The 23,501-nt window shown below is 67.3% G+C and carries 24 protein-coding genes; 13 read left to right on the forward strand and 11 right to left on the reverse strand.

Annotated elements, in window-relative coordinates; genetic code table 11:
- The first annotated feature begins 225 nt into the window (after window positions 1-225).
- The gene (locus BM252_RS10640; protein WP_093387328.1) at window positions 226-558 is read left to right on the forward strand and encodes a response regulator; all 333 of its coding nucleotides are present in this window, start codon (window positions 226-228) and stop codon (window positions 556-558) included.
- A 101-nt stretch (window positions 559-659) separates the two neighbouring features.
- On the forward strand, window positions 660-1,331 hold the full coding sequence (locus BM252_RS10645; protein ID WP_093387330.1) for a hypothetical protein: 672 nt from the start codon (window positions 660-662) through the stop codon (window positions 1,329-1,331).
- A 17-nt stretch (window positions 1,332-1,348) separates the two neighbouring features.
- Here BM252_RS10645 and BM252_RS10650 read toward each other — a convergent pair whose 3' ends face one another.
- On the reverse strand, window positions 1,349-2,596 hold the full coding sequence (locus BM252_RS10650) for an MFS transporter (protein ID WP_093387332.1): 1,248 nt from the start codon (window positions 2,594-2,596) through the stop codon (window positions 1,349-1,351).
- Window positions 2,597-2,698: 102 nt separating this feature from the next.
- Between BM252_RS10650 and BM252_RS10655 the strand changes: the two genes are divergently transcribed.
- Entirely contained in the window at window positions 2,699-3,604 is a 906-nt protein-coding gene (locus BM252_RS10655; protein ID WP_093387335.1) for a LysR substrate-binding domain-containing protein, read from the forward strand.
- Between the two features lie 47 nt (window positions 3,605-3,651).
- Here the strand turns inward: BM252_RS10655 and BM252_RS10660 are convergent, their stop codons facing one another.
- The 5 genes from BM252_RS10660 to BM252_RS10680 all read right to left on the reverse strand — a co-directional run bounded on the left by BM252_RS10660 (window position 3,652) and on the right by BM252_RS10680 (window position 8,580).
- Window positions 3,652-5,799: a metallophosphoesterase family protein gene (locus tag BM252_RS10660; RefSeq protein ID WP_093387337.1), complete on the reverse strand. Its 2,148-nt coding sequence runs from the start codon at window positions 5,797-5,799 to the stop codon at window positions 3,652-3,654.
- Between the two features lie 195 nt (window positions 5,800-5,994).
- A complete protein-coding gene (locus tag BM252_RS10665) occupies window positions 5,995-6,870 on the reverse strand; it encodes a hypothetical protein (RefSeq protein WP_093387339.1) in 876 nt (291 codons plus the stop codon).
- A gap of 14 nt (window positions 6,871-6,884) precedes the next feature.
- Window positions 6,885-7,664 (reverse strand): hypothetical protein, encoded by a 780-nt coding sequence (locus tag BM252_RS10670; RefSeq protein WP_093387342.1) that lies wholly within the window; start codon window positions 7,662-7,664, stop codon window positions 6,885-6,887.
- Window positions 7,661-8,167, reverse strand: a complete 507-nt coding sequence (locus tag BM252_RS10675; RefSeq protein ID WP_093387344.1) for a hypothetical protein — start codon at window positions 8,165-8,167, stop codon at window positions 7,661-7,663. The genes BM252_RS10670 and BM252_RS10675 overlap by 4 nt, the downstream gene beginning before the upstream one ends.
- A gap of 119 nt (window positions 8,168-8,286) precedes the next feature.
- A complete protein-coding gene (locus tag BM252_RS10680; protein WP_093387346.1) occupies window positions 8,287-8,580 on the reverse strand; it encodes a DnaJ domain-containing protein in 294 nt (97 codons plus the stop codon).
- A 302-nt stretch (window positions 8,581-8,882) separates the two neighbouring features.
- Between BM252_RS10680 and BM252_RS10685 the strand changes: the two genes are divergently transcribed.
- The 5 genes from BM252_RS10685 (at window position 8,883) to BM252_RS10705 (ending at window position 14,838) form a co-directional block, all read left to right on the forward strand.
- Complete coding sequence (locus BM252_RS10685) at window positions 8,883-10,646, forward strand: glutamine--tRNA ligase/YqeY domain fusion protein (RefSeq protein ID WP_093387348.1); 1,764 nt, start codon at window positions 8,883-8,885, stop codon at window positions 10,644-10,646.
- A gap of 216 nt (window positions 10,647-10,862) precedes the next feature.
- Window positions 10,863-12,713, forward strand: a complete 1,851-nt coding sequence (locus BM252_RS10690) for a CHASE domain-containing protein (RefSeq protein WP_093387350.1) — start codon at window positions 10,863-10,865, stop codon at window positions 12,711-12,713.
- A gap of 145 nt (window positions 12,714-12,858) precedes the next feature.
- The gene (locus BM252_RS10695) at window positions 12,859-13,518 is read left to right on the forward strand and encodes a glycine-rich domain-containing protein (protein ID WP_093387353.1); all 660 of its coding nucleotides are present in this window, start codon (window positions 12,859-12,861) and stop codon (window positions 13,516-13,518) included.
- Window positions 13,519-13,868: 350 nt separating this feature from the next.
- A complete protein-coding gene (locus BM252_RS10700) occupies window positions 13,869-14,558 on the forward strand; it encodes a glycine-rich domain-containing protein (RefSeq protein ID WP_093387355.1) in 690 nt (229 codons plus the stop codon).
- 73 nt (window positions 14,559-14,631) lie between these two features.
- Window positions 14,632-14,838, forward strand: a complete 207-nt coding sequence (locus tag BM252_RS10705; protein WP_093387358.1) for a hypothetical protein — start codon at window positions 14,632-14,634, stop codon at window positions 14,836-14,838.
- Between the two features lie 126 nt (window positions 14,839-14,964).
- Here the strand turns inward: BM252_RS10705 and BM252_RS10710 are convergent, their stop codons facing one another.
- The 3 genes from BM252_RS10710 to BM252_RS10720 form a co-directional block, all read right to left on the reverse strand.
- Window positions 14,965-15,204 carry a hypothetical protein gene (locus BM252_RS10710; protein WP_008445950.1) on the reverse strand — a complete coding sequence of 80 codons (240 nt, stop codon included), beginning with the start codon at window positions 15,202-15,204 and terminating at the stop codon, window positions 14,965-14,967.
- Window positions 15,205-15,452: 248 nt separating this feature from the next.
- Window positions 15,453-15,698 (reverse strand): hypothetical protein, encoded by a 246-nt coding sequence (locus BM252_RS10715; protein ID WP_139236404.1) that lies wholly within the window; start codon window positions 15,696-15,698, stop codon window positions 15,453-15,455.
- Window positions 15,699-15,984: 286 nt separating this feature from the next.
- Window positions 15,985-16,881, reverse strand: a complete 897-nt coding sequence (locus BM252_RS10720; protein WP_093387361.1) for an SDR family oxidoreductase — start codon at window positions 16,879-16,881, stop codon at window positions 15,985-15,987.
- A gap of 12 nt (window positions 16,882-16,893) precedes the next feature.
- Between BM252_RS10720 and BM252_RS10725 the strand changes: the two genes are divergently transcribed.
- From BM252_RS10725 to BM252_RS10735, 3 genes are all read left to right on the forward strand, one after another.
- Entirely contained in the window at window positions 16,894-17,922 is a 1,029-nt protein-coding gene (locus tag BM252_RS10725; RefSeq protein WP_093387363.1) for a CDP-6-deoxy-delta-3,4-glucoseen reductase, read from the forward strand.
- Window positions 17,923-17,948: 26 nt separating this feature from the next.
- Window positions 17,949-18,614, forward strand: coding sequence for a DUF1345 domain-containing protein (locus tag BM252_RS10730; RefSeq protein WP_093387366.1), 666 nt, complete (start codon window positions 17,949-17,951; stop codon window positions 18,612-18,614).
- Between the two features lie 199 nt (window positions 18,615-18,813).
- The gene (locus tag BM252_RS10735) at window positions 18,814-19,176 is read left to right on the forward strand and encodes an HPF/RaiA family ribosome-associated protein (protein WP_093387368.1); all 363 of its coding nucleotides are present in this window, start codon (window positions 18,814-18,816) and stop codon (window positions 19,174-19,176) included.
- A gap of 77 nt (window positions 19,177-19,253) precedes the next feature.
- On the opposite strand, the gene BM252_RS10740 is transcribed toward BM252_RS10735, so the two are convergent.
- Window positions 19,254-20,033, reverse strand: coding sequence for a helical backbone metal receptor (locus BM252_RS10740; RefSeq protein WP_093387718.1), 780 nt, complete (start codon window positions 20,031-20,033; stop codon window positions 19,254-19,256).
- Window positions 20,034-20,213: 180 nt separating this feature from the next.
- Between BM252_RS10740 and BM252_RS10745 the strand changes: the two genes are divergently transcribed.
- Window positions 20,214-21,206: a GGDEF domain-containing protein gene (locus BM252_RS10745; protein WP_093387371.1), complete on the forward strand. Its 993-nt coding sequence runs from the start codon at window positions 20,214-20,216 to the stop codon at window positions 21,204-21,206.
- 31 nt (window positions 21,207-21,237) lie between these two features.
- Here BM252_RS10745 and BM252_RS10750 read toward each other — a convergent pair whose 3' ends face one another.
- Entirely contained in the window at window positions 21,238-21,918 is a 681-nt protein-coding gene (locus tag BM252_RS10750; protein ID WP_174900491.1) for a DUF5610 domain-containing protein, read from the reverse strand.
- A 130-nt stretch (window positions 21,919-22,048) separates the two neighbouring features.
- On the opposite strand from BM252_RS10750, the gene sbcB reads away from it, so the two are divergent.
- The gene (gene sbcB / locus BM252_RS10755; protein WP_093387373.1) at window positions 22,049-23,497 is read left to right on the forward strand and encodes an exodeoxyribonuclease I; all 1,449 of its coding nucleotides are present in this window, start codon (window positions 22,049-22,051) and stop codon (window positions 23,495-23,497) included.
- The last annotated feature ends 4 nt before the right edge of the window (window positions 23,498-23,501 follow it).

The following is a 23,501-nucleotide window of genomic DNA, read 5'->3' on the forward strand; positions in this document are numbered from 1 at the left end:
TTGCAGTTATCCGCCAGTACATCGAGCAGCAGCAGACACCGCACTAGATGCACCAAACCGGACGGCTGCGCCGTCCGCGCTCTTGACCCCGTCCTGAAGGACGGGGCTTGCCGCGCGCTTGGTCAAGCGCACTTTCCTTCTGTTGCTATGAATCGGCGCAAGCTTGCGCCCCGCCGCTGCCAAGAATTGGCGGCATGCCCCGATCACCGTCCCCGCCGCCAGCACATGGAACGCCGCAAGCACCCTTCCCGCGCCAACACAAGCCGACCCAAGCCATGGAAGGCGGCGCGCGACCCGCGCATCCAGGACTTGCAGGCCGCCACCGACGTGGCGGCCTTCGCCGCCTGCTTCGAGGCCAGCCCCAACATCGCCTGCCGGTTCGACGCCGAGCAACGCCTGCTCAACAAGCTGCCGCTGCACGACCAGCAGGGCCGCATCAACAGCGGCGAGATCTACCGCTTCTACACCAAGCCCTGGGACGACCAGAACCTGCGCGCCAACATCCAGGAATCCTTCCAATACCACCAGTTGATCCACGGCCAGGCGCACGAGGCTTGAGGCGGCCGGCGGGCTTTGTAAGCACTTGTGACAAGCGCAACAAATGTCGAAAATGTAAGTTACATTACGGCATCGTTTTCACCGCCACCGCGCTCTCACCCATGCATTTTTCCCGCAAGCTCCCGCGCCGCTGGGTCGGCCTGCTGCTGACGTTGCTGCTGCACCTGGCCCTGCTCTACTCCCTGCTGCTCGGCAAGCCCGCGCCGCAGCGGGAGGACGGCCAGGCGGCGCGGCCGGCGATGCAATGGCTGCTGCCGCCGCCGCCCAAGCGCGCGGCACCGATCGCCACGCCACCGCCGACCGCACCAAGCAGGCCGATCAAGCCGGCCAAGCCGGCGGCGGCGACGCTATTGCCGCCACCACCGCAGGCCATCGCCGCGCCGGCGGAGGCGCCGGCAGCCGAGCCGGCCGCCGCCCTGCCGGCCGAGCCCGTCTTCGGCGCGGCGCCGCCCAGCGCCGCCGACGTCATGCGCCAGCCCAAACGCGACCTGGGCAAGATCGACCTGGGCAAGCTCGAGCAGGAACTGCGCAAGGAATTCCCGCAACGTGGCGTACCGCAGCAGCCGCCCGACTCCAAACAGGCCAGGCTGGAGCGCGGCATCAACGCCGCCCACGAGGCGGTGCCGCCGAAATGGTACGAGCCGGCGCGGATGGTCGAGCTGAGCCAGCCCAACAGCCAGGTGCGCGTCTACAAGGTCAGCACCGCGTTGGGCGCCTACTGCATCACGGTCAAGGAAGACGGCAAGAAGAACTTCACCACTTGTCCGCGTTGATGCACGGCTAACTTATGCTAGACCGAGGCCATGGCCAGCTCGGCCTGGCCGAGCGGGCGCAGGCCGCGCAGGCGCAGCGCGATCAGCAGCGCCAGCCCGAGGCCCAGCGCCAGCACCAGCACCACGCCGTTCCAGCCGTCGCGGCCCCACATCACGCCGCTGGCCGAGCCGATCACGCTCGAGCCCATGTAGTAGAAGAACAGGTAGAGCGCCGAGGCCAGCGCCTTCGGCGCGCCGGCGCGCCGGCTGACCCAGCTGCTGGCCACCGAGTGGGTGGCGAAGAAGCCGAAGGTGAACAGGGCGGCGCCGGCGATGATCAGCGGCAGGCTGGACGACAAGGTCGCCAGCAGGCCGGCCAGCATGATCGCCAGCATCATCCACAGCACGCCACGGCGGCCCAGGCGGTCGGCCAGGCGGCCGGCCCAGACCGAGCTGAAGATGCCCAGCAGGTAGAGCAGCGAGACCATGCCGACCAGGCTCTGGCTCAGGCCGAACGGCGGCGCCAGCAGGCGGTAGCCGAGGTAGTTGTAGAAGCTGACGTAGCAGCCCATGAACAGGAAGGCCATGGCGAACAACCAGGGCAGGCCGGCGTCGCCGCAATGCTGGCGCACGCCGGCCAGCAGCGCGCGCCAGTCGCCCCGGCCGGGCGTGAAGTGGCGCGAGGCCGGCAGGCTGCGGTAGAACTCGGCCGCCGCCAGCAGGCCGGCCAGGCCCATCGCCAGCATGGCGACGCGCCACGACATCCAGTCGCTCAGCAGCGAAGTGAACACTCGCCCCGCCATGCCGCCGAAGGCGCTGCCGCTGATGTACAGGCCCATCGACAGGCCCAGCGAGGACGGCTCGATCTCCTCGCCCAGGTAGGCCATGGCGATGGCCGGCATGCCGCCCAGCACCGCGCCGAGGGCGGCGCGCAGCAGCAGCAACTGCGGGTAGTTCTGCGCGCCGGCGCACAGCAGGGTCAGCACGGCGGCGCCGGCCATCGCCGCCACCATCAGCGGCTTGCGGCCGAGCCGTTCCGAAATCGAACTGAGCAACAGCATCGAGACGGCCAGCGCCGCCGTCGACACCGACAGCGCCAGGCTGCTCTGCGCCGCAGTGAGCGCAAACTCGTGCGACAGCAGCGGCATCAGCGGCTGCACGCAGTACAACAGGGCGAAGCTGGAAAAGCCGCCGAAGAACATGGCGCGGTTGCTGCGCTTGAAGGCCGGTGTGCCGGCGGCGATGCGCGCCGGCGCGGGCGCGGGTGGAACGGAGGCGGGTGACATGGTGGCCTGGAGATGAACGGGATGGCTTCATCTTAGGATTGCGCATTATTACTGTCCAATATATATTTAAGGCGTCAGTAATACCTTAAAGAGATAACAAACATGGAACTGCGCCACCTGCGCTACTTCGTCGCCGTCGCCGAGGAACTCAGCTTCACCCGCGCCGCCGAGCGCCTGCACATCGGCCAGCCGCCGCTGAGCCAGCAGATCCAGGCGCTCGAGGCCGAAGTGGGCGCCCAACTGCTGGAACGCAGCAAGCGCTGGGTGCGCCTGACCGAGGCCGGCAAGCTGTTCCTCGACGACGCGCGCCGCGTGCTGGCCCTGTCCGAGCAGGCGGTGCAGACGGCGCGCCGGGCGCAGCGCGGCGAGACCGGCGAGCTGCGCATCGGCTTCACCGCCTCGACCCCGTTCACGCCGCTGTTCGCCGCCGTGGTCAACCGCTACCGCCAGCGCTATCCCGGCGTCAGCCTGCTGCTGCAGGAGATGCCCACCCTGCCCCAGCTGGCGCGCATCGCCGCGCGCGAGATGGACCTGGGCTTCGTCCGCCCGCCCGAGCACGCGGTGGCCGACAGCATCCGCCTGACCACGCTGCGCCAGGACCCGCTGCTGCTGGTGCTGCCGCAGGACCACCCGCTGGCGGCGCAGCAGGTGGTCGCCATCGGCCAGCTGGAGGGGCAGCCCTTCGTGATGTATCCGAAGAGCGCCGGCACCGGCATCCATCCGCAGATCTTCCGCCTGTGCCGCGCCGCCGGCTTCGTGCCGCACGTCGCCATCGAGGCCGGCGAGGCGACCACCATCATCGGCCTGGTGGCGGCCGGCTGCGGCATCTCGGTGCTGCCGGCCGCCTTCGAGATCCTGCACATGGAGGGGGTGTGCTACCGCCGCCTGGCCGACCCGGCCGCCGGCACCATGCTGCAGCTGGCCCAGCGCGCCGGCGAGAATTCGCCGCTGATCGCCGCCTTCGTCGCCGTGGCCGAGGAGGCCGCCGCCGAGGCGCGGCCGCACTGAAAAAAAAGGCGGCGCCTCGGCGCCGCCCCCTGCCGCAAGACGCGACCTTAGTTGAAGCTGAGCGCCGCGCTGTTGGCGTTGCTGAGCTTTTTGCCGGCCAGGTCGATGGTGAAGTGCTCGCTCGGCTTGGCCGAACCGAGGCCCTTGAAGATGGCGAACACCTGCTTGAACTGGCTTTGGAAGGCGGCTTGCACCGGGTTCTGGTCGGACAGTTTGTCGCCCACCTTGAGCGGCGCCGCCGGGCTGGCCGGGAAGGCGCCCATCAGCACCTTGTACTGCGCCACCCGCTCGGCGCCCATGTCGCGCAGCGCCAGCTCGCCGGCGTAGACGGTGCGGTGGAAGTCGCCGTAGAACTCGTAGCCGCTGATCTTGGCGAAGTCGTCCAGCTTGAGGCCGGCGGCGGCGGCCAGCTTGTCGGCGCGGGCGCTGGCGTCGGCCCAGTCGGCCGCCAGCTGGCCGGCCGGCACCAGCGTCTGCGGCGTCGCCGAGGCGGCGGCGCAGCTGGCGCCGAGCGGCAGCACGCCGGGCGCGTCCTTCAGCTGGGCCAGCGTGACCTTGCTCTGCAACTGCGACAGGATCAGCATCTGCTTGGCGTTCAGCGCGCTGGCCGCCTCCTTCATCTCGCAGGGCCAGTACTCGTCCATGAAGCGCAGGCGCGACAGCTCGCCGAAGTAGTAGCGGGTGAACTCGCCGTAGGACTTGGTGTCGAGGATGGCGCGGTTCCAGCGCTTGGCGGCGTCGGCGGCCAGGCTGCTGCCCTGCAGGTAGTCGTACTCGGTCTGGTACAGCGGGAACAGCTCGTTGTAGCGCGGCACCGCGTTCAGGCCGACGGTCTGCACGTCGACCACGTCCTTGCTCTGGTAGCGCACGATCTTGTAGGCGGCGCCGAACACCGCCAGCGACGGCGACTGCACGTTGACCAGGTAGTTGCCCTTGCTGTCGCTGTACTCGTTGCTGCCGTTGAAGTGCATGTGGCCGCCGATGTGCAGCTGCAGGCCGGTGGCCGCCAGCGCCGCCGTGGTGGCCGCCTCGGGCACGCGGGCGGTCTGGAAGGCGCCCGGCTTGAACACCGCCTTCATCGCCTCGGTCTGGTTGGCGTAGAAGTCCATCGTCGGGTAGTGCGAGAAGGCCATCAACTGCTTGCCCTGCGCCTTGGCGCGCTCGGTGACCGACTTGATCCACTCCAGCTGGTGCTGCTTGTGCGTCAGCACCTTGTTCCAGCCGGCGTTGCCGGCGCCGTCGTAGCCCTTGAAGCGCTTCGGATTGAGCGGGTCGAAATTGCTGTTGGGGAGGTAGACGTTGGCGTCGATCGCCAGCAGCCACAGGCCCTTGACCGGCTCGACCAGGTAGCTGGCGTCGACCACGTTGGCGCAGCGCGTGTAGTTCTTGCCCAGCTTGAGCTGGCCGGCGGCCTTGTAGGCGCCGCCCTCGCCCTCGGCGCAGATCTCGTACTCGCGGCTGGCGGCGCCGGCCTGGGCCTGCGCCTCGGCGTAGTTGTACTTGCCGCCGCTGTATTTGCTGAACGGCGTCTCCCAGTGCAGGTCGGCCTGGTTCGGCAGGTAGCCGAACTCGCCCAGCTTGGCCAGCAGCTTCTCGTAGCCCTGCTCCATCAGCTGGTCGGTGCAGACCACCGCCGGGTCCTTGGCCTTGCAGGCGGCGCTGCCGGTGGCGTAGACCTTCTGCTCCTTGCCGTCGCGCGTCAGGAAGTCGTTCTTGCCGGCCTCGTTGTCGTCGTGCGGCTCGTTCGGGTCGTGGTTGCCCGGTGCGATGAAGAAGCGCATGCCCTTGGCCTGGTATTCCTTGAGGATGGCGGCGATGCCGTCGATGTTGATCGGCTGGGCGTCGTCGGAAATGTCGCCCGGCAGCGCGACCAGGCGGATGCCCTTGCCGTAGGCGTCGTCGAGGGCGGCGCGGAAGGCGAAGTAGTTTTCGTTGAACAGCCGGGTCGAGGTCAGCTGGGCGTACATGGTGCGGATGGTGGCGTTCTTGCCGTCCTTGGTGGGGATGCCGGCGAACTGGGCGCTCTTCAGGTCGCCGTAGACGTTCTCGAAGTGCACATCGCTCATGAAGGCGACGCTGGGCGCGGCCTCGACGGCGGCGTCGGCGGGCTGCTGGTCGCTGCCGCAGGCGGCCAACAGCAGGGGCAAGACGGCCAGCATGAGGCGGCCGGGACGGCGTGGGGGGGCGATGCGCATGGATGCTCCGGGTCACTAGCGGGGAAGCGCCGAGTATGGCAGCGGCGTATGACCGCCGCGTTACAGGGCGGCGGGTTTCTTTCGACTTGCAAGGAAGCGGGCGGCGGCCGGCAAGGTCGCCGCCGCGGCGCCGCCGCACAAAAAAAAAGCGGCGCCAACGCGCCGCCCCGGTGTCCACGCGAAGCGCGGGCCGCCTCAGTCGTAGTCGGCGTCGAGCTCCGAGCCGGCGTAGTTCTCCAGTTCGGCGAACAGGGTCTTCATGGCCGTGCGGCCGCGAATGTGCTGGACCACCGTGCAGTGCTCGCGGTAGTTGGCGATGCGTTCGAGCAGCACCGGGTGGTGCTGCGCCGGCACCCGCGCCAGCAGCGCGGCCCAGCCCTCCTCGAAGTCCGGCTTGTTCTTGCGCACCGCCTTGACGAAGCGCTCGAAGTCCTTCTGCCCGGTGCGGGCGACCACCCGGCCGCCGCCCTCGATGGCGAAGATGATGGCCAGCGCGATCACCCCCTCGGCGTTCAGGTCGCTGTCGTTGACCGGGCCGCGCTCGTGGTGGCGGCGCAGCCAGCCGGCCAGGCGCACGATGGCCTGCACCTCCTTGCGCTGCTTGAGCAGGACGGCGTAGCGCTCGTAGCCGGTCCAGTTCTGGTTCGGGTCGGCCTGGCACAGGTCGACGAACAGGTCGCGCAGGCGGCGCTGGGTGTACACCGGGTCCTGGTCGTACTCGCCGACCAGGGCGTCCTCGGGCAGCGCCGACAACTCGCGCACCAGGCGGTAGCCGGCCTGGAAGGCCGCCTCGGCGCCGTGCTCGACGAGGAAGTCCAGCGCCGCGCCGTCGCCCTCGTCGAGCAACAGGCTGTCGAGGCCCATCGAGACGCAGCCGACGGTCAGCTGCAGCGCCTTCTGGATGCCGTCGGCGGTGCGCTCGTTGGTGAACTTCTCGGCCACCATGGCGGTGATGCCGGAAAGCTCGTCGGCCAGGTTGACGGCGACCTCGTCGTCGTGCGCGCCGGCGGCCAGTTGCTTGATCGCGCGGGTCAGCCGTGGCAGGTTTTCTACCACCAATGCAGGCAGCATGTGTCCGCCTTCCATCAGGAGAAGATGCCGCTGCCCAGGCTGCGGCGGGCGCTGGCGCGGCCGCTCACGCTGCGGCTGGTCGGCACCTGCTTGCGCAGACGGTACAGCAGCTCCTTGGTGGAGCGCTGCAGGTGGGCCGGCTCCTCGTCCGGGTCGTCGCCGAACTCGGCGTCGGCCAGGTCGGCGCTGTGGCGGAACTCGGGGAACAGCTCGAACAGGGCGCGGTCCCAGCCGTCCTCGGAGGCCTTGGCCAGCTCCACGGCCAGCGGCACGACGTCGTTGTCGGACGAGGTCTGGCCGGTCAGGTAGGGGCCCTTGGCGATGATCTCGCCGGCCACTTCCAGGATTTCCTTGGGCGCCATCGAGAACAGGATGGCGAAGGCGGTCGAGCCCCAGTCGGTGGCCGAGGCCTCGGCCAGCAGCGCGTGGCGGCGCTCCTCGTCGTCGGTGGCGAAGACCACGCCGTGGATGTGGGCGAACAGCGACTCGGCGATGCGCTCGGGGTCGTCCTCGATCAGGTCGTCGCCCCAGGTGGCGGCGAAGAAGGCCAGGCTGTCGGCCCAGGCCTTGGGCGGCACCAGCAGGGTCGCCAGCGACATCTTGCCGCCGTCGAAGCCGGCCATGTGCAGCGCGGTGACCTGCGGCGGGATGTTGCTCAACACCTCGACCACGGCCAGGTCGCCGTACTGGTCGGCGGCCTCGGAGAAGGCCTGTTCGGCGTGGCCCAGCGAGCCGGCCAGCACCAGTTCGGTGACCTGTTTGGTCAGCGCCGGCAGATTGCTTTTTTCAGTCATGGTTGATCTCCATCCTGGTCGAACATCTGGGAGAACTCGTCGGTCACGTCGTCGTCGTCATGCACGTCGTCGCCGTCGTCGTTGGCCGACAACTGGTCGAGCGACTGGTCGTCGTCGTCCCACTTGCGCGGGTTCTTGAACAGGAAGGCGGTGATGATGGCCTGGCGCGCCAGCTCGGGCAGGCTTTCCTCCAGCGCCGCGTACATCTTGGCCGCCTCGTCGCCGGCGCAGGAGGCCATGGCGAACACGCGCGACGGGTCGCCGAACTCGTAGTCCTCGGCCTCGGCCAGCAGGCCCTTGGGGTCGGAGAACTGGATGTGGTCGACCAGCGCGAAGGCCAGCATGTTGACGTCCTCGATGCCGCCGCCGCCGGCGTATTCGGAGACCAGCGCGTTGACCATCATCTGGTAGTTCTTGCGGTCGGGCGGATCGCCCAGAATGCCGTCGATCTGGCCGCCCAGCTCGCGCGACTGATAGGCAAATTCGGGGTGTACTTTTCTCATGGGGTGCTTTCTTTATTCTCTAAATGGTGCTGTCTGGTTGGCGCCGGGCGCCCGTGCCGGCGCCGTGGCCGGCGCCGCCGCCCGCGCAGTCGCTTGCGGCGGCGGCCGCGGCCGCCGTGTCAGTTGGCCGGCAGCACGGTGCCGTGCAGGTTGAAGACGGCGCGCCACATCTGGTAGGCCTCGCCCTCCGCATCGAGGATGATGCGGTGGTTCACGCTCTGGTTGTATTCGTCGCGCTTGACGGGATCGGACAGGATCTCGTAGGCCTTGGTGATGCTTTTGAAGCGCACCTCGGCGCCGGGGGCGTCGTTGCGGTCCGGGTGGAAACGCATCGCCAGCGAGCGGTAGACCTTCTTGATTTCCTCGTCCGAGGCGTTGGGCGCGACACCGAGCACATTGTATAAATTTTCCATACGGAAACTCCGGGCCGAATGCCAAAACAATTAAAGACGAATTATCCTATAGAACGGGGCACAGCGGCGGGCGGCGTCCCGCCGGGGCCGACATGGCGCCACTTAGCTGCGGGAAGGTGGCAGGAAAGCGGCAGAAAGCCGGCGCAAAGCCGGCCGATGGCGCGCCGCGCGGCGCGCCGGGGCGGCCCCGGAGCGCGCCCCGGCGTTGCCGCACAGGCAAGTTTTCCGCCGATCAGGTGCAGGCCCGGGGGGCGATACGGTAAAATGCCCGTCAACCCTACCCCCTACAAAGCAAATCCCTGATGAGCAACGATAAAAACAGCCCCGCACCGGCACTCACCTCCAATTTCCTGCGCGCCATCGTTGAGGCCGACCTGGCCGCCGGCACCCACAGCCGCGCCGGCCTGCCGCCGGTGATCACCCGCTTCCCGCCCGAGCCGAACGGCTACCTGCACGTCGGCCACGCCAAGTCGATCTGCCTGAACTTCGGCCTGGCGCGCGACTACAACGGCCGCTGCCACCTGCGCTTCGACGACACCAACCCGGCCAAGGAAGAGCAGGAATACGTCGACACCATCATCGACAGCGTCAAGTGGCTCGGCTTCAGCTACGACTACCAGGGTCCGCAGGGCGAGGAGCACCACCTGCACTACGCCAGCGACTACTTCGACCAGCTGTACGCCATGGCCGAGTACCTGATCACGGCCGGCTTCGCCTACGTCGACAGCCAGAGCGCCGACGACATGGCCGCCAACCGTGGCAACTTCGGCACGCCGGGCAAGAACTCGCCGTTCCGCGACCGTCCGCGCGAGGAGTCGCTGCAGTTGTTCCGCGACATGAAGGCCGGCAAGTTCGCCGACGGCGAGCACATCCTGCGCGCCAAGACCAGCGCCGACGCCATGGCCTCGCCCAACATGAACCTGCGCGACCCGGCCATCTACCGCATCCGCCACGCCCACCACGTGCGCACCGGCGACGCCTGGTGCATCTACCCGATGTACGACTACACCCATCCGATCTCGGACGCGCTGGAACAGATCACCCACTCGATCTGCACCTTGGAGTTCCAGGACCACCGGCCGTTCTACGACTGGCTGCTGGCCACGCTGGCCGAGGGCGGCTTCTTCCAACAGCCGGTGCCGCGCCAGTACGAGTTCTCGCGCCTCAACCTGACCTACGTCGTCACCAGCAAGCGCAAGCTGCGCCAGCTGGTCGACGAGAACATCGTCGACGGCTGGGACGACCCGCGCATGCCGACCATCGTCGGCCTGCGCCGCCGCGGCTACACGCCCGAATCCATCCAATTGTTCTGCGAGCGCATCGGCGTGACCAAGTCGGACGGCTGGATCGACATGAGCACGCTGGAGGGCTGCCTGCGCGAGGACCTCGACCCGAAGGCGCCGCGCGCCACCGCCGTGCTGCGTCCGCTCAAGCTGATCGTCGACAACTTCGGCGAGCACGACAGCGTCGACTGCCAGTCGCCGGTGCACCCGCACTTCCCCGAGCGCGGCATGCGCCAGTTCCCCTTCACGCGCGAGCTGTGGATCGAGGCCGACGACTTCATGGAAACGCCGAGCAAGGGCTACTTCCGCTACTACCCGCCGATCGGCGACGCGCCGGGCAGCCGGGTGCGCCTGCGCCACGGCTTCGTCACCGAGTGCACCGGCTACGACAAGGACGCCGACGGCAAGGTCGTGGCGGTGCACGTCACGCACTTCCCGGACTCCAAGTCGGGCACGCCCGGTTCGGACAACTACAAGGTCAAGGGCAACATCCACTGGGTCTCGGCCGCCACCGCGCTGGAGGCCGAGGTGCGCCTGTACGACCGCCTGTTCAGCGACCCGCAGCCCGACGCCGGCGGCAAGGACTTCATCGCCGCGCTCAATCCGAACGCCAAGGAGGTGGTCACCGCCTACCTGGAGCCGGGCATGAGCGCGGCGCTGCCGGACCAGCGCTACCAGTTCGAGCGGCACGGCTACTTCGTCGCCGACCGGGTCGATTCGAGCGCCGGCAAGCCGGTGTTCAACCGCATCGTCACGCTCAAGGACAGCTGGGTCGCCAAGTAATCAAGGCCCGGCCCGACGCCAGAAACCGCCCTCCGGGGCGGTTTTTTTATGGCCGCGCGCCGCGCCGGGCCAGGGTGACTATCCTGTCAGAAGTGACATTTTGACAAAAAGTTGCTTGACGGGAGTAAGCAGTCGTTTATATATTTGAGCAATATTGTCCAATCCACCCCGCCAGCGGGACTTCCAGCACAAGGAGCAGCCTCGAGCCACCGCATCATGCCTGCCTTCCTCGCGCACAAATTCGTACTCTCCCCAAAAAAACCGGTCTGGTGGAGCGGCGTGCTGCTGTCGCTGGGGGTGGGCGCGCTGCTGTACTTCGTCACCGCCGGCTCGATCGAGCACGACGCCGGCCAGCGCTTCAAGCACCAGGCGCGCAACACCCAGTACGCCATCGCCTCGCGCATCAAGGCCTACACCGACGTGCTGCGCGGCGCCGCCAGCTTCGTCCAGGCCAGCGAGCAGATCAACCGGGGCAAGTTCCACCACTACGTCGCCGGCCTCGACCTGCAGCAGCACTTCCCGGCGATCGACAACATCAACTACGCGCAATACCTGACCGAGGCGCAGCGCGCCGACTTCGAGCGGGCCATGGCCGACCCGGCCGAGCTGGCGCGCGACGGCTACCCGCCGCTGCGCATCAGCCCGCCGGGCCGGCGCGCCGACTACTCCGTCATCACCATGCTCGAGCCGGTGCAGCCCTTCGCCGAGAAGTTCGGCGTCGACATCGCCGCCAAGGAGCACGTCGCCAGCGTGCTGGCGCAGGCGCGCGACAACAACACCCTGAGCACCTCGGGCCAGCCGATCGACATCCTCAGCAAGCCGCGCCAGTCCGGCTTGGCGATGCGCCTGCCGGTCTACCGCAACGACCTGCCGCTGCACAGCGTGGCGCAGCGCCGCGCCGCCTACCTGGGCACGGTGGGCATCGGCTTCAGCGTGCACCGCCTGGTGCAGGGCGCGCTCGAGGAGATGCCGGTGCGCGCCGTGCGCCTGTCGCTGTACGACGGCGGCAAAAGCTCGGAGCCGGTGCTGCGCCAGACCGCGCCGGGCGACCTGCTGCTGTTCGACAGCCAGCCGCCGGGCGCGCACCAGCTGGCCGACGGCAAGCTGTTCTCCATCGTGCTGCCGCTCGACTTCAACGGGCGCGCCTGGAAGGCCCGCTTCAGCGCCCCCAAGTCCGACTGGTACACCAGCTTCGACGCCTACCTGCCCTGGCTGGCCCTGCTCACCGGCTTCGCCGGCACGCTGCTGATCTACGCCCTGTTCCACACCCTGTCGTCGTCGCGCCTGCGCGCCATCAAGATGGCCAAGGCGATGACCCAGGAGCTGCGCGACAGCCAAGCCAAGCTGCAGATGTCGCACCACAAGCTGCGCCGCCTGGCCGCCCACGCCGAGCAGATCAAGGAGCAGGAGCGCAAGCGCATCGCCCGCGAGATCCACGACGACCTGGGCCAGAACCTGCTGGTGCTGCGCATCGAGGCCGACATGCTGGCCTCGCGCACGCGCGGGCACCACCCGCGCCTGCACGCCCGCGCCCGCCTGACGCTGAGCCAGATCGACACCACCATCAAGAGCGTGCGCCACATCATCAACGACCTGCGCCCGACCGTGCTCGACCTGGGCCTGGCCGCCGCCGTCGAGTGGCAGATCGCCCAGTTCCGCCAGCGCTCCGGCATGGTCTGCGAGCTCATCGGCCACCAGCACGAGATCGCCATCAACGACCACTGCGCCACCGCCTTCTTCCGCGTGCTGCAGGAGTCGCTCAGCAACATCCTGCAGCACGCCAAGGCCAGCCTGGTGCGGGTCGAGCTGCGCCAGCAGCACGGCATGCTCAGCATGACCATCAGCGACAACGGCGTCGGCATCCGCGCCAACAGCCGCAACAAGATCGGCTCGTTCGGCCTGGTCGGCATCGAGGAGCGCATCAGCATCCTCGGCGGCGAGTGCGCCATCAGCGGCGGCGCCAACGCCGGCACCACGGTGACGGTGTCGGTGCCGATCGAACAGCAGGCCGCGGCGCCGTACCAGGCCGGCGCGGCCAGCCCGCTGGCCGCCGACGCGGTGGTCTGAGCGCGGCCGCCGCCCGGGGCGAATTCCGAGGGCGCTAGGAATTTCCCGACAAACATTGATAAATATCAATATGGATGAGATGACAAGGGACAAGAATCAGCATGCATGCTTTTCATCAACCCGTCTCACTGAAAGGGAACACCTCATGGACTCGACCGCATTCGACGCAATTACCCAATTGGATCTGGAACCCATCAAAGTCAAGCTGATGCACCGGGAATCCGGCGAGGGCTGGACCCTCGAGCACGCCAACGCGATCGAGTTCGAGTACCGCCGCTTCCTGATCCTGATGAAAAAGTTCCCCCACGAGCAGACCGCGCCGCTGGTCGACGTCGACACCTTCTGGCACTACCACATCCTCGACACGATGAAGTACGCCGCCGACTGCGACGCCATCTTCGGCCACTTCCTGCACCACTTCCCCTACATCGGCCTGCGCGGCGAGGACGACGAGCAGGCCCACCTGCGCGTCGGCCAGCGCATGAAGGAGTTGTACGAACAAACCTTCGGCGAGGATTATGTGCGCGCCGAGGCCGCCTATTCCGGCGTGGCCAACCAGGCGGCCTACTCCGGCGCCGCCGCCAAGACCGCCTATTCCGGCGCCGCCGCCGCGCAGACCGCCTACTCCGGCGCCGCCGCCAAGACCGCCTACTCGGGCGCCGCCGCCGCGCAAACGGCCTACTCCGGCGCCGCCGGCCAGACCGCCTACTCCGGTGCCAGCGCCGCCCAGGCCAGCGAGGCCATCGAGAACGCCCGCCTGGCCAGCTTCTACAGCGAGCGGCCGCGCCTGAAACCGGCCGCCTGAGCGCCTAAGTAGCATTTGAGCAATCCAGCCCCGCCGCCCGCCGGCGGGGTTGTTCGTCCCTCCCGCCGTCCGCCACTGTGTCGCCGTTCAGACACTATCGAAACGCAAGCAATTATCTGCCGTTCTGCCAGCCAGACCCTGTGCGATCCGCCTTCACTTTTTGAAGTTTGTGGTTGAAATTGGCGTTTTCCTGCCTATACTGGGAAAGTTGACACAAGGCAAGTCAACGACGAGGCCAGGCCGGCCGAGCCAACGCAGCGCCCTCCGGTGCCGAATCCACGCACCGTCCGGCAGCACGATTCCGCCACACCACCGCAGCGCATCCATATTTCCAAAAAGGGTATACGTCCATGATTTCCAATGACAGCTTCACAGCGATCGCCGCTCTCGACCTGGAACCGATCAAGGTCAAACTGATGCACGCCGAGTCGGGCGAGGGCTGGTCGCTCGACCAGGTCAACGCCGTCGAGTTCGAGTACCGCCGCTTCTTGTACCTGATGAAAATGTTCCCGCAGGAACAGACGGCGCCGCTGTTCGACGTCGACATCTTCTGGCACTACCACATCCTCGACACGATGAAATACGCCGCCGACTGCCAGGCCGTGTTCGGCTACTTCCTGCACCACTTCCCCTACCTCGGCCTGCGCGGCGAGGACGACGAGGCGGCCCACCACCGGGTCGGCGAGCGCATGCGCGAACTGTACGAGGCGACCTTCGGCGACAGCTATCTGCGTCCCGCCGCGGCGGCCTACTCGGGCGTGCCGCCGCAGCAGGCCAAGGCCAGCGCCTATTCCGGCGTGCCGGCCGTGGCGTACTCGGGCGTGCCGCCGCAGCAGGCCAAGGGCAGCGCCTATTCCGGCGTGCCAACGGTGGCGTATTCGGGCGTGCCGACGCAGAAGATGGCATACTCTGGAGTACCGACGCAGAACATGTCGGCCTACTCCGGCGTGCCGCCGCAGCAAGCGGTGGCCTACTCCGGCGTGCCGGGCGCGTCGACCACGGAGAATTTGTATTCGACCCGGCCGCGACTGAGCGCCTAGCCGTTTCAGCCAGTGCCGCCGCCTTCGCCTCGAGCGGCGGCGGCACGCCCGGCCCTTATTTCAGGAGCGCATCATGAGCATCAGCGCCATACCCTCCAGCGGCAGCGCCGTCAGCAGCGCCAGCGTGGTGCAAACCGCGCCCCCGCCGGCGGCCGAAGCCCCCAAGCAGCTCGACAAGCCGGCCGAACGTGTTGCACCGCCACCAGCACCGGCCGCCACCACGCCATCGGTCAACACCAGCGGACAGAAGATCGGCACCACCATCAGCACCTCGGCCTGAGCGGCCTGGCCGGCAGGCCGCGCGCTTGCCGCAGGTGGCAAACAACAGACGAAAAAAAAGCGCGAGCCATAGCTCGCGCCCGTCCGGCCTTGCGGCCGCCGCGGCCGCTATGGCCGCGCGACGACTTTATGCCGCCATCAGCTCGCGCAGTTCGCGGATGCTGAAGTCGCTGATCTCGTGCATGCGGATCAGGATGGTCGCGCCGATCGGCAGCGTGTTGTGGCGGATCTTGCTGATCACCGGTGGTGCGACTTCCAGCGCGCGCGACAGGGCCGCGTCGTTTTTCAGTTGCAGTTTTTCGATGATGGCATCCAAAACGCGATTTGGATTGTAGGTGGGCGACGCCGTGATTTCTTTGATAGACATAATGGTTTCAATCCGTTCTTTGGCCGCCTTTGGATAAAAGCGACACTAAAATAAAAAAATTTTTAGCTGAAATGCCAAGGCAGCACTGTTAAACGCAGTTGTTTATGCCGGTTTCGAGCGCACAATGCACATAATACACCTTTCTGTTAACGTTCGGCTAACGCAGGTGATATTTTTGTGATTTTTTGATAGATTTTGCAGCTATTTCTTATGCTAGGAAGATTTCAGTAGCGAAATGGCAATGAAAATCAACGGGATCGGCTGACGCCGGCGGCGAGGAAGCACCATTCGACGGCCAACAAGGTGGCCAGTTGCGCGATGCTGCTGGGGAGGAAAAGACACTGGTTGCCGGAATTGGTATTGAGCGAGGAGTAGCCATACCACCCCAGTTGCTGTCGGATTTCCGCCGGGGTGGGCGGTGGACGGCGGTCGAACTCGCGCAGATGCATATACGCCCGAACCTGTTCTTTGGTTGGATGCAGGATGGTAGGCATGCGCACTCCTTGAAGAAGTCGCCAATCACACGCCGTGGCGACACGGGAAAGACAAACTAATTAACGGCAGGCAAACCCAATTCTGCAGCGCCAACCTCGATTTTGCTCACAATATCGTCAAGCGACAAACCCGGGCTTGATGCACATCAAGCCGTCATGGTCGGCCGCCATCTGGAGCCAGTCTGCGCCGCGAAGCTTACAGCGGGCTTTCAGCGTTGCCCGAAAAACAGGCATGTTGCTTTTTTGGCGTCGGCAGCTCACGCCCCTGCTATTTCCTTGCCAGTTGTCACGACACCATTTTAACGCAGGCGGCCAGGGTGGCCGCCACGGTTGGATAGCGCAGGCGCACGCCCAACTCGTTTTTCAGCCGCCCGTTGCGCAGGCGCCGCGATTCCGACATGAACGACAGCAGCGCCGGCGTGACCACCTGGCGCAACTGCTCGCGCGGCAGGCGCGGCGGCCGGGCCAGGCCGTGGGCGTCGGCCACGGCGTCGAAGTAGGCACCCATCTTCAACTCGCTGTCGTCGGACGCGTGGTAGACCCGGTTCGGCGCGCCGCGCCACAGCGCGCGGGCGACGATGGCGGCCAGGTCGTCGGCGTGGATGTGGTTGGTGTAGACGTCGTCGGCCTCGCGCAGCGCCGGGGTGCCGGCCTGCAGGCGCTTGAGCGGCAGCCGCTCGGCGCCGTAGATGCCGGGCACGCGCAGGATGGCCAGGCGGCCCCGGGCGCGCACGGCCCAGGCGCGCAGCACCTGCTCGGCGTCGACCCGGCGGCGGGCGCGCGCGTTGTGCGGCGCCGGCGTGCGCGTCTCGTCGATCCAGGCGCCGCCGCAGTCGCCGTAGACGCCGCTGGTGCTGACATAAACCAGCCGCGCCCGCTCAGGTAAAATGGCGCTCAGATGGCGTGTGCGCCGGTCCAGCGCGCCGTCCGCTTGCGGCGGCGCCAGATGGACAATATAGTCCGCCAGGCCGGCCAGCCGGCGCAGCGTGGCCGGCCGGTCCAGGTCGGCCAGCAGCGGCACGGCGCCCAGCGCGCGCAGCTCGTCGCGCCGCTCGGGCCGGCTGGTGACGGCGAACACGCGGAAGCGCCCGCGCAGCAGCGGCAGCAGGCGCATGCCGACGTCGCCGCAACCGAGGATGAGCAGGCGCGGCAGGTTTATTTTTCGAGTCAGAGTTTTTTTCATATCAAGGATTGTATGACGTTCCACATTACTGTTCAGCCCAGCGGCCATCAATTCAGCTGCGAGGAAGACGAAACCGTGCTGGCCGCCGCCATGCGCGCCGGCGTCGGCCTGCCCTACGGCTGCAAGAACGGCGCCTGCAGCTCCTGCAAGGGCAAGGTCGTGTCCGGCTCGGTCAGCCACAAGGCGCACCAGCAGCGCGCCCTGACGCCGGAGGAGGAGGCCCAGGGCTTCTCGCTGTTCTGCTGCGCCAGCGCGCACAGCGACCTGGTGATCGAGGCGCGCGAGGTGGCCGGCAGCGAGGACTATCCGCTCAAGAAGATGCCGTCGCGCGTGGCCAGCATCGAGAAGGTGGCGCCCGACGTCGTCGTGCTGACCTTGCAACTGCCGGCCAACGAGCGGCTGCGCTACCGCGCCGGCCAGTATATCGAATTCATGCTGCGCGACGGCAAGCGGCGCAGCTACAGCATGGCCAGCGCGCCCGACGGCGACGCCCCGATCACCCTGCACATCCGCCACATGGCCGGCGGCCTGTTCACCGAGCAGGTGTTCGGCACGATGAAGGAGCGCGACATCCTGCGCTTCGAGGGCCCGCTCGGCACCTTCTTCGTGCGCGAGGACTCGGCCAAGCCGATGCTGCTGCTGGCCTCCGGCACCGGCTTCGCGCCAATCAAGGCCATCGTCGAGCACCTGATCCACGCCAAGTCGGATCGCGCCATGACCCTGTACTGGGGCGGCCGCCGCCCGCAGGACCTGTACATGGACGCGCTGTGCCGCCAGTGGGCCGAACAACTGCCCAACTTCCGCTACGTGCCGGTGGTGTCGAACGCGCTGGCGGAGGACCAGTGGCAGGGCCGCGCCGGCTTCGTCCACCAGGCCGTGATGGCCGACCTGCCCGACCTGTCCGGCCACCAGGTGTACGCCTGCGGCGCGCCGGTCATGGTCGACTCGGCCAAGCGCGACTTCGTCGCCCAGTGCCAGCTGCCGGCCGACGAGTTCTACGCCGACGCCTTCACCACCGAAGCCGACCTGAACCGGCCGTAAGGCCGGCTCACTTTCAGCATCCGTCCATGTCCGTCCCGCTCCCCTTCCGCAGCTTCGTGCGCAGCCGTCCCCACCTGACCCTGGCCATCGTGCTGGGCGCGCTGGTCGGCCCCTTCCTGCCGGCCGCCTGGCCCTTCCTGACACGCCTGCTGGCGGCCTGGGACGTGACCGTCTGGGCCTATCTGCTGACCATGGGCTGGATGATGGTGCGGGCCGACCACGGCCAGGTCAAGCGCGCCGCCGCGATCCAGGACGAGCGCTCGCCGGTGATCCTGGCGACGCTGAGCGCGGCGGCGATGATGAGCTTGTTGGTCATCTTCTCGCAGTTGTCGGCGCTGAAGGACTTGCCGGCCGGCGACAAGGCTTGGCACTACGCCTTCGTCATCGTCACCCTGCTCGGCTCCTGGTTCCTGGTCGGCACCCTGTTCTGTGTCCACTACGCCCACCTGTACTACCGCCAGGACGGCGGCCACAGGCCGCTCGCCTTTCCCGACCAGCAGCTGGAGCCGAACTACTGGGACTTCCTCTACTTTTCCTTCACCATCGCGGTGGCGGTGCAGACCGCCGACGTGTCGCTGCACACGCGCACCATGCGCAAGGTGGTGCTGGGCCAGGCGGTGCTGAGCTTCTTCTTCAACCTGGTCATATTGGGGCTCTCCATCAATCTTGCAGCAGGTCTGATCAATTCCTGAGTAACTAGCTCGACTAAGCATTCTGGAGTACCGGCGGTGGCCGAAAAAAGGAGTAATATGAAGTCATGTGCACAGCGTTTCAGCCAGATGCACACTGGCCGCGCCATGGCGTCGCACTGCGCGCCACGCGGCCCTCGAAGCACATTGCTTTGACCTGGGTTGGACGGGTTTATCTTTTTGTATAACCGGGAGTAAGCATATGCAGATCAAAGTCAACACCGATACCACCATCGAACATCATGCCAGCCTGGATGAACATGTGCAGACCGTCGTCGCCGCCGCCCTCAATCGCTTCGGCGAGCAGATCAGCCGGGTCGAAGTCCACCTGAGCGACAAGAACAGCCAGAAATCGGCCGACGGCGACAACCGCTGCCTGATGGAAGCCCGCGTCGCCGGCTACCAGCCGATCGCCGTCAGCGACCACGCCGCCACCCTGCACCAAGCCATCGCCGGCGCCGCCGACAAACTGAAACGCGCCGTCGACAGCGCCCTCGGCCGCCTGAACGACAAACGCCACAGCCCGGCGCCGGTCGCCGCCGAGGCCGAAGTGGAAGAAGAGTAAGTCCCCCGGCCGGCATGCCGCCGGCCCACCACACGGAGCACACAGCCGCCCCTCCCCGCCCACGCGGGGCCGGCGGCTTAGTTTTGCGCCAGCTGGCGCAAATAGCGCAGGCCCCGCAGGGCGCGCGTGCCATACCACGACAGCATTTCCCCATCGACCAGCAGGACCGGCTTGCCGATCTGCTTTTCCAGCGCGTCGGCGTGCGCCTCGGTGAAGCGGTAGGGCTCGCTCGACAGCAGCACGCCGTCGATCTGTTCGAGCAGCGCGGGCGACCAGTCGAAGCGCGGATAGCGCCCGCCGCCCAGCGCCGGCACGCTCCAGCCGAGCTGCGCCAACATGTTGGCGATATAGGTGTCGGCCGACACGCTCATCCACGGGTCCTGCCAGATGCAGTACAACATGGTCTGCGCCGGCCCGCGCGGCGCCGCTTGCAGCGCGGCGTACTCGGCGGCGAAGTCGGCGCACCAGGCCTCGGCCCGGTCCTCGGCGCAAAAGATGCCGCCCAGCAGGCGCACCAGCGCCAGGTTGTCGAACGGCGTGTTGGGATGGGTCACGACGATGTGCGGAATGAACTCGGCCAGCGCCGCGACGGTGGGCTTTTCGTTCTCGTCGATGTTGACCACCAGGTGGGTCGGCGCCAGCCGGCGGATCTTCTCCAGGTTGACGTCCTTGGTGCCGCCCACCTTGGGAACGGCGGCCACCAGCGCGGCCGGATGGATGCAAAAACCGGTGCGCCCGACCAGCTGGCCGGCCAGGCCAAGGTCGCACAACAACTCGGTGATGGACGGCACCAGCGAGACGATGCGCGCCTGGGGCGCGGCCGCGTGCGCGGTGCCGATTGCGTCGATGAAGCTCATGCTGCTCATGATATTTTCCTGCGGATGGCTGACGACGCCATTGGAACACAGGCGGCGGCGGCCGCGCACAAAATATTACAAAGGTAAAGTCCGGCGGGCCGCCGGCGGCGCGGGGATTGCGCTATGATCGACCTTCAGCTTGCCAGTAGGAACCTTGTTCTACGTTTTTGAAAGATTACCTTGAAACAAATCTGCACCTTCGGCACCTCCAACTACCGCATCAGCGACCTGCAATTACTGCGCGACTCGGACGACGAGGCGGCCATCGCCAAGCTGCTGGCCGATTGCCCCGTGGTCCAGGTGGCCAGCGGCGAGGTGGTGGCCGACGCCAGCCGCGCCCGCCTCTACATCGTGCTGCGCGGCGCGCTGGCGGTGGCCGCCGACACCCGCACCGGCATGGCCGACGGCACCGTCAGCAAGGTCCTGCCGGGCGAGAGCGTGGGCGAGCAGTCGGTGCTCGACGAGGAGACCAACCTGTCGTCGATCAGCGCGCTGGAGGACAGCGAGCTGCTGGTGATCGAGGCCGAACTGGTGTGGAAATTGATCGACGAGTCGAACGCGCTGGCGCGCAACCTGCTGCGCCTGCTGTCCTTCCGCATCCGCGCCGCCAACGCGCAACTGCGCCGGCGCCAGAAGCTGGGCGAGTTCTACCGCCAGTTGTCGATGATCGACGGTTTGACCGGCCTGTACAACCGCGCCTGGCTGAACGACCTGCTGCCGACCATGATCGCCACCGCGCACGGCGCCGGCACGCCGCTGGCGCTGATCATGATCGACCTCGACCACTTCAAGAAATTCAACGACCAGCACGGCCACCTGGCCGGCGACGAGGCACTGCGCGCCGCCGCCCACGTGCTCAGCGGCGCGCTGCGGCCGACCGATTTCGCGGTGCGCTACGGCGGCGAGGAAATGATGGTGCTGCTGCCGGACACCAACAGCAAGGTCGCCCTGCTGGTCGCCGAGCGGCTCTGCGAGCGCATGCAGAACGCCGTGGTGTTCAGCGACATGCGCGTGGCGCTGCCGCACATCACCGCCTCGCTGGGCGTGGCCAACCTGCGGCCGGGGCAGGACGACGAGGCGCTGATCGCCGTGGCCGACGCCGCCCTCTACCGCGCCAAGGACCAGGGCCGCAACCGCGTGGTCACCGAGTTGGCCCTGCCGGCGGGCGAGTGAGCGCGCGCCGCCAGGCTGAAGGAAGCGACAGCTAGGCGGCCTTGCCGAAGGCGACCCGGGCCGTGGTTTTACTGCCGGCGCTGGCCACCACGCCGACCGTGGTGTTGGCGTCGCCGGCCGTGTCGGCCGCCGCGGCGTCCGCTGCCGGCTTGGATTTGTGCGCCGCCAGGAAATCGTCATAGCCCTTGTCGACCAGCTGCTGGGTCTTGTCGATGTTGCTGGCGATGTCGCCGCCCAGCACGTTCAGGCCGCGCAGGATGCCGCGCGCCTCCGAGAAGCCGGTGGTGGCGCCGCCGCGTATCGTGTCGAGGAACTTCTGCAACACCGCGTCCGGGTCCTCGCCCGGATGCTGCTGGCGGAAGGCGTCGTAAAAAGCCGTCGACAAGGCTACAATGCGGCCCGCCGTGCCCTCCGGCGTGTTGTCCTGCGACATGGCGTTCTGGATCGCATTGTCGCCGAACTGGTCCTTGAGGGCCTCGTTGATGCCGGTCAGCGCCGATTTGAGCAGCAGCGCCAGCGGTTCGTTGCCGGCGCCGATGGACACCGTCAGCGAGGCCTGCACGATGGAGGCGTTGAGTTGCCCCTTGGCCTTTTGCACGGCGCTCATGCCGCTGTCGTCCTTGACCTTGACGTTGTCGTCCTTGACCTTGACGTTGTCGTTGGCCGGGGCGGCGGCGGCGGCGGTGGCGCCGACGGAAACGGGATTTGACACGATAGCTCTCCTTGGTCCAGCATTCTGTGCAACCATACGGGCGGCGCGCGCCCCCGGCCGGAACAGAATTGCAATAATTATAATTAACGGCAGAAAATCAGAAAACTGTAGCCCTTTTTTTAGCGAACTCATGAGCACCCACACCTTCCTCTGGCACGACTACGAAACCTTCGGCGCCCAGGCGCGCCGCGACCGGCCGGCCCAGTTCGCCGCCATCCGCACCGACGCCGAGCTCAACGAGATCGGCGAACCGATCATGCTGTATTGCCAACCGGCAAACGATTTCCTGCCCGACCCGCAGTCCTGCCTGATCACCGGCATCACGCCGCAGCAGTGCCTGCAGCTCGGCGTGCCCGAGCACCAGTTCGCCGCCACCATCGAGCAGGCCTTCTCCCAGGCCGGCACCATCGGCGTCGGCTACAACACCATCCGCTTCGACGACGAGATCACCCGCTTCATGTTCTGGCGCAACCTGATCGACCCGTATGCGCGCGAATGGCAGCACCAGTGCGGCCGCTGGGACCTGCTCGACGTGGTGCGCATGACCTACGCGCTGCGCCCCGAGGGCATCGAGTGGCCGCTGCGCGAGGACGGCAAGCCCAGCTTCCGCCTCGAGCACCTGGCCGCCGCCAACGGCCTGCTGCACGAGGCGGCGCACGACGCGCTGTCGGACGTGCGCGCCACCATCGCGCTGGCCCGCCTGATCAAGCGGAAGCAGCCCAAACTGTTCGACTTCTGCTTCGCGCTGCACAAGAAGGACCGCGTCGCCGACGAGATCGGCATGCAATTGGCGCCGGCGCTGCGCGCACCCTTCCTGCACGTGTCCGGCATGTTCCCGACCGAGCGCGGCTGCCTCGGCCTGGTCTGGCCGCTGGCGCAGCACCCGTCGAACAAGAACGAGATCATCGTCTGGGACTGCAGCCACGACCCGCGCGAGCTGTTCGGGCTGGACGCCGACACCATCCGCACGCGCATGTTCACGCGCGCCGACGCGATGCCCGAGGGCATGACGCGGCTGCCGGTGAAGAGCATCCACCTGAACAAGTCGCCGATGCTGGTGGCCAATTTGAAGACGCTGACGCCGGCCATGGCGGCGCGCTGGGGCATCGACCTCGAGCAGGGCCGCGCCAACGCCGCGCTGGCCGCCGCCGGGCCGGACATGGGCGCCGTCTGGGCCAAGGTGTTCCAGCGGCCCGGCGCGGCCGAGTCGCTCGACGTCGACGAGGACTTGTACGGCGGCTTCGTCGGCAACAACGACCGCCGCCTGCTCGACTCGCTGCGCAAGGAGAGCCCGGCCAAGCTGGCCGCCCTGCGGCCGTCCTTCGACGACCAGCGCCTGCAGGAACTGCTGTTCCGCTACCGCGCGCGCAACTTCCCGCAGACCTTGACGGAAGCCGAGCAGCAGCGCTGGGAGGAGCACCGCGCCGCCCGCCTGTTCGACGGCGAGGCCGGCGCCCGCACGGTCGACCAGTTGTTCGGCGAGATCGACCATCTGCAAGAGACCGCCGACGAACGCGGCGAGGAGATCCTCGGCGCGCTGTACGACTACGCCGAGATGGTGGCGCCGGCGCGCTACTAGCCGG

This window comes from Rugamonas rubra (assembly GCF_900114705.1).
GTDB classification, from domain to species: domain Bacteria; phylum Pseudomonadota; class Gammaproteobacteria; order Burkholderiales; family Burkholderiaceae_D; genus Rugamonas; species Rugamonas rubra.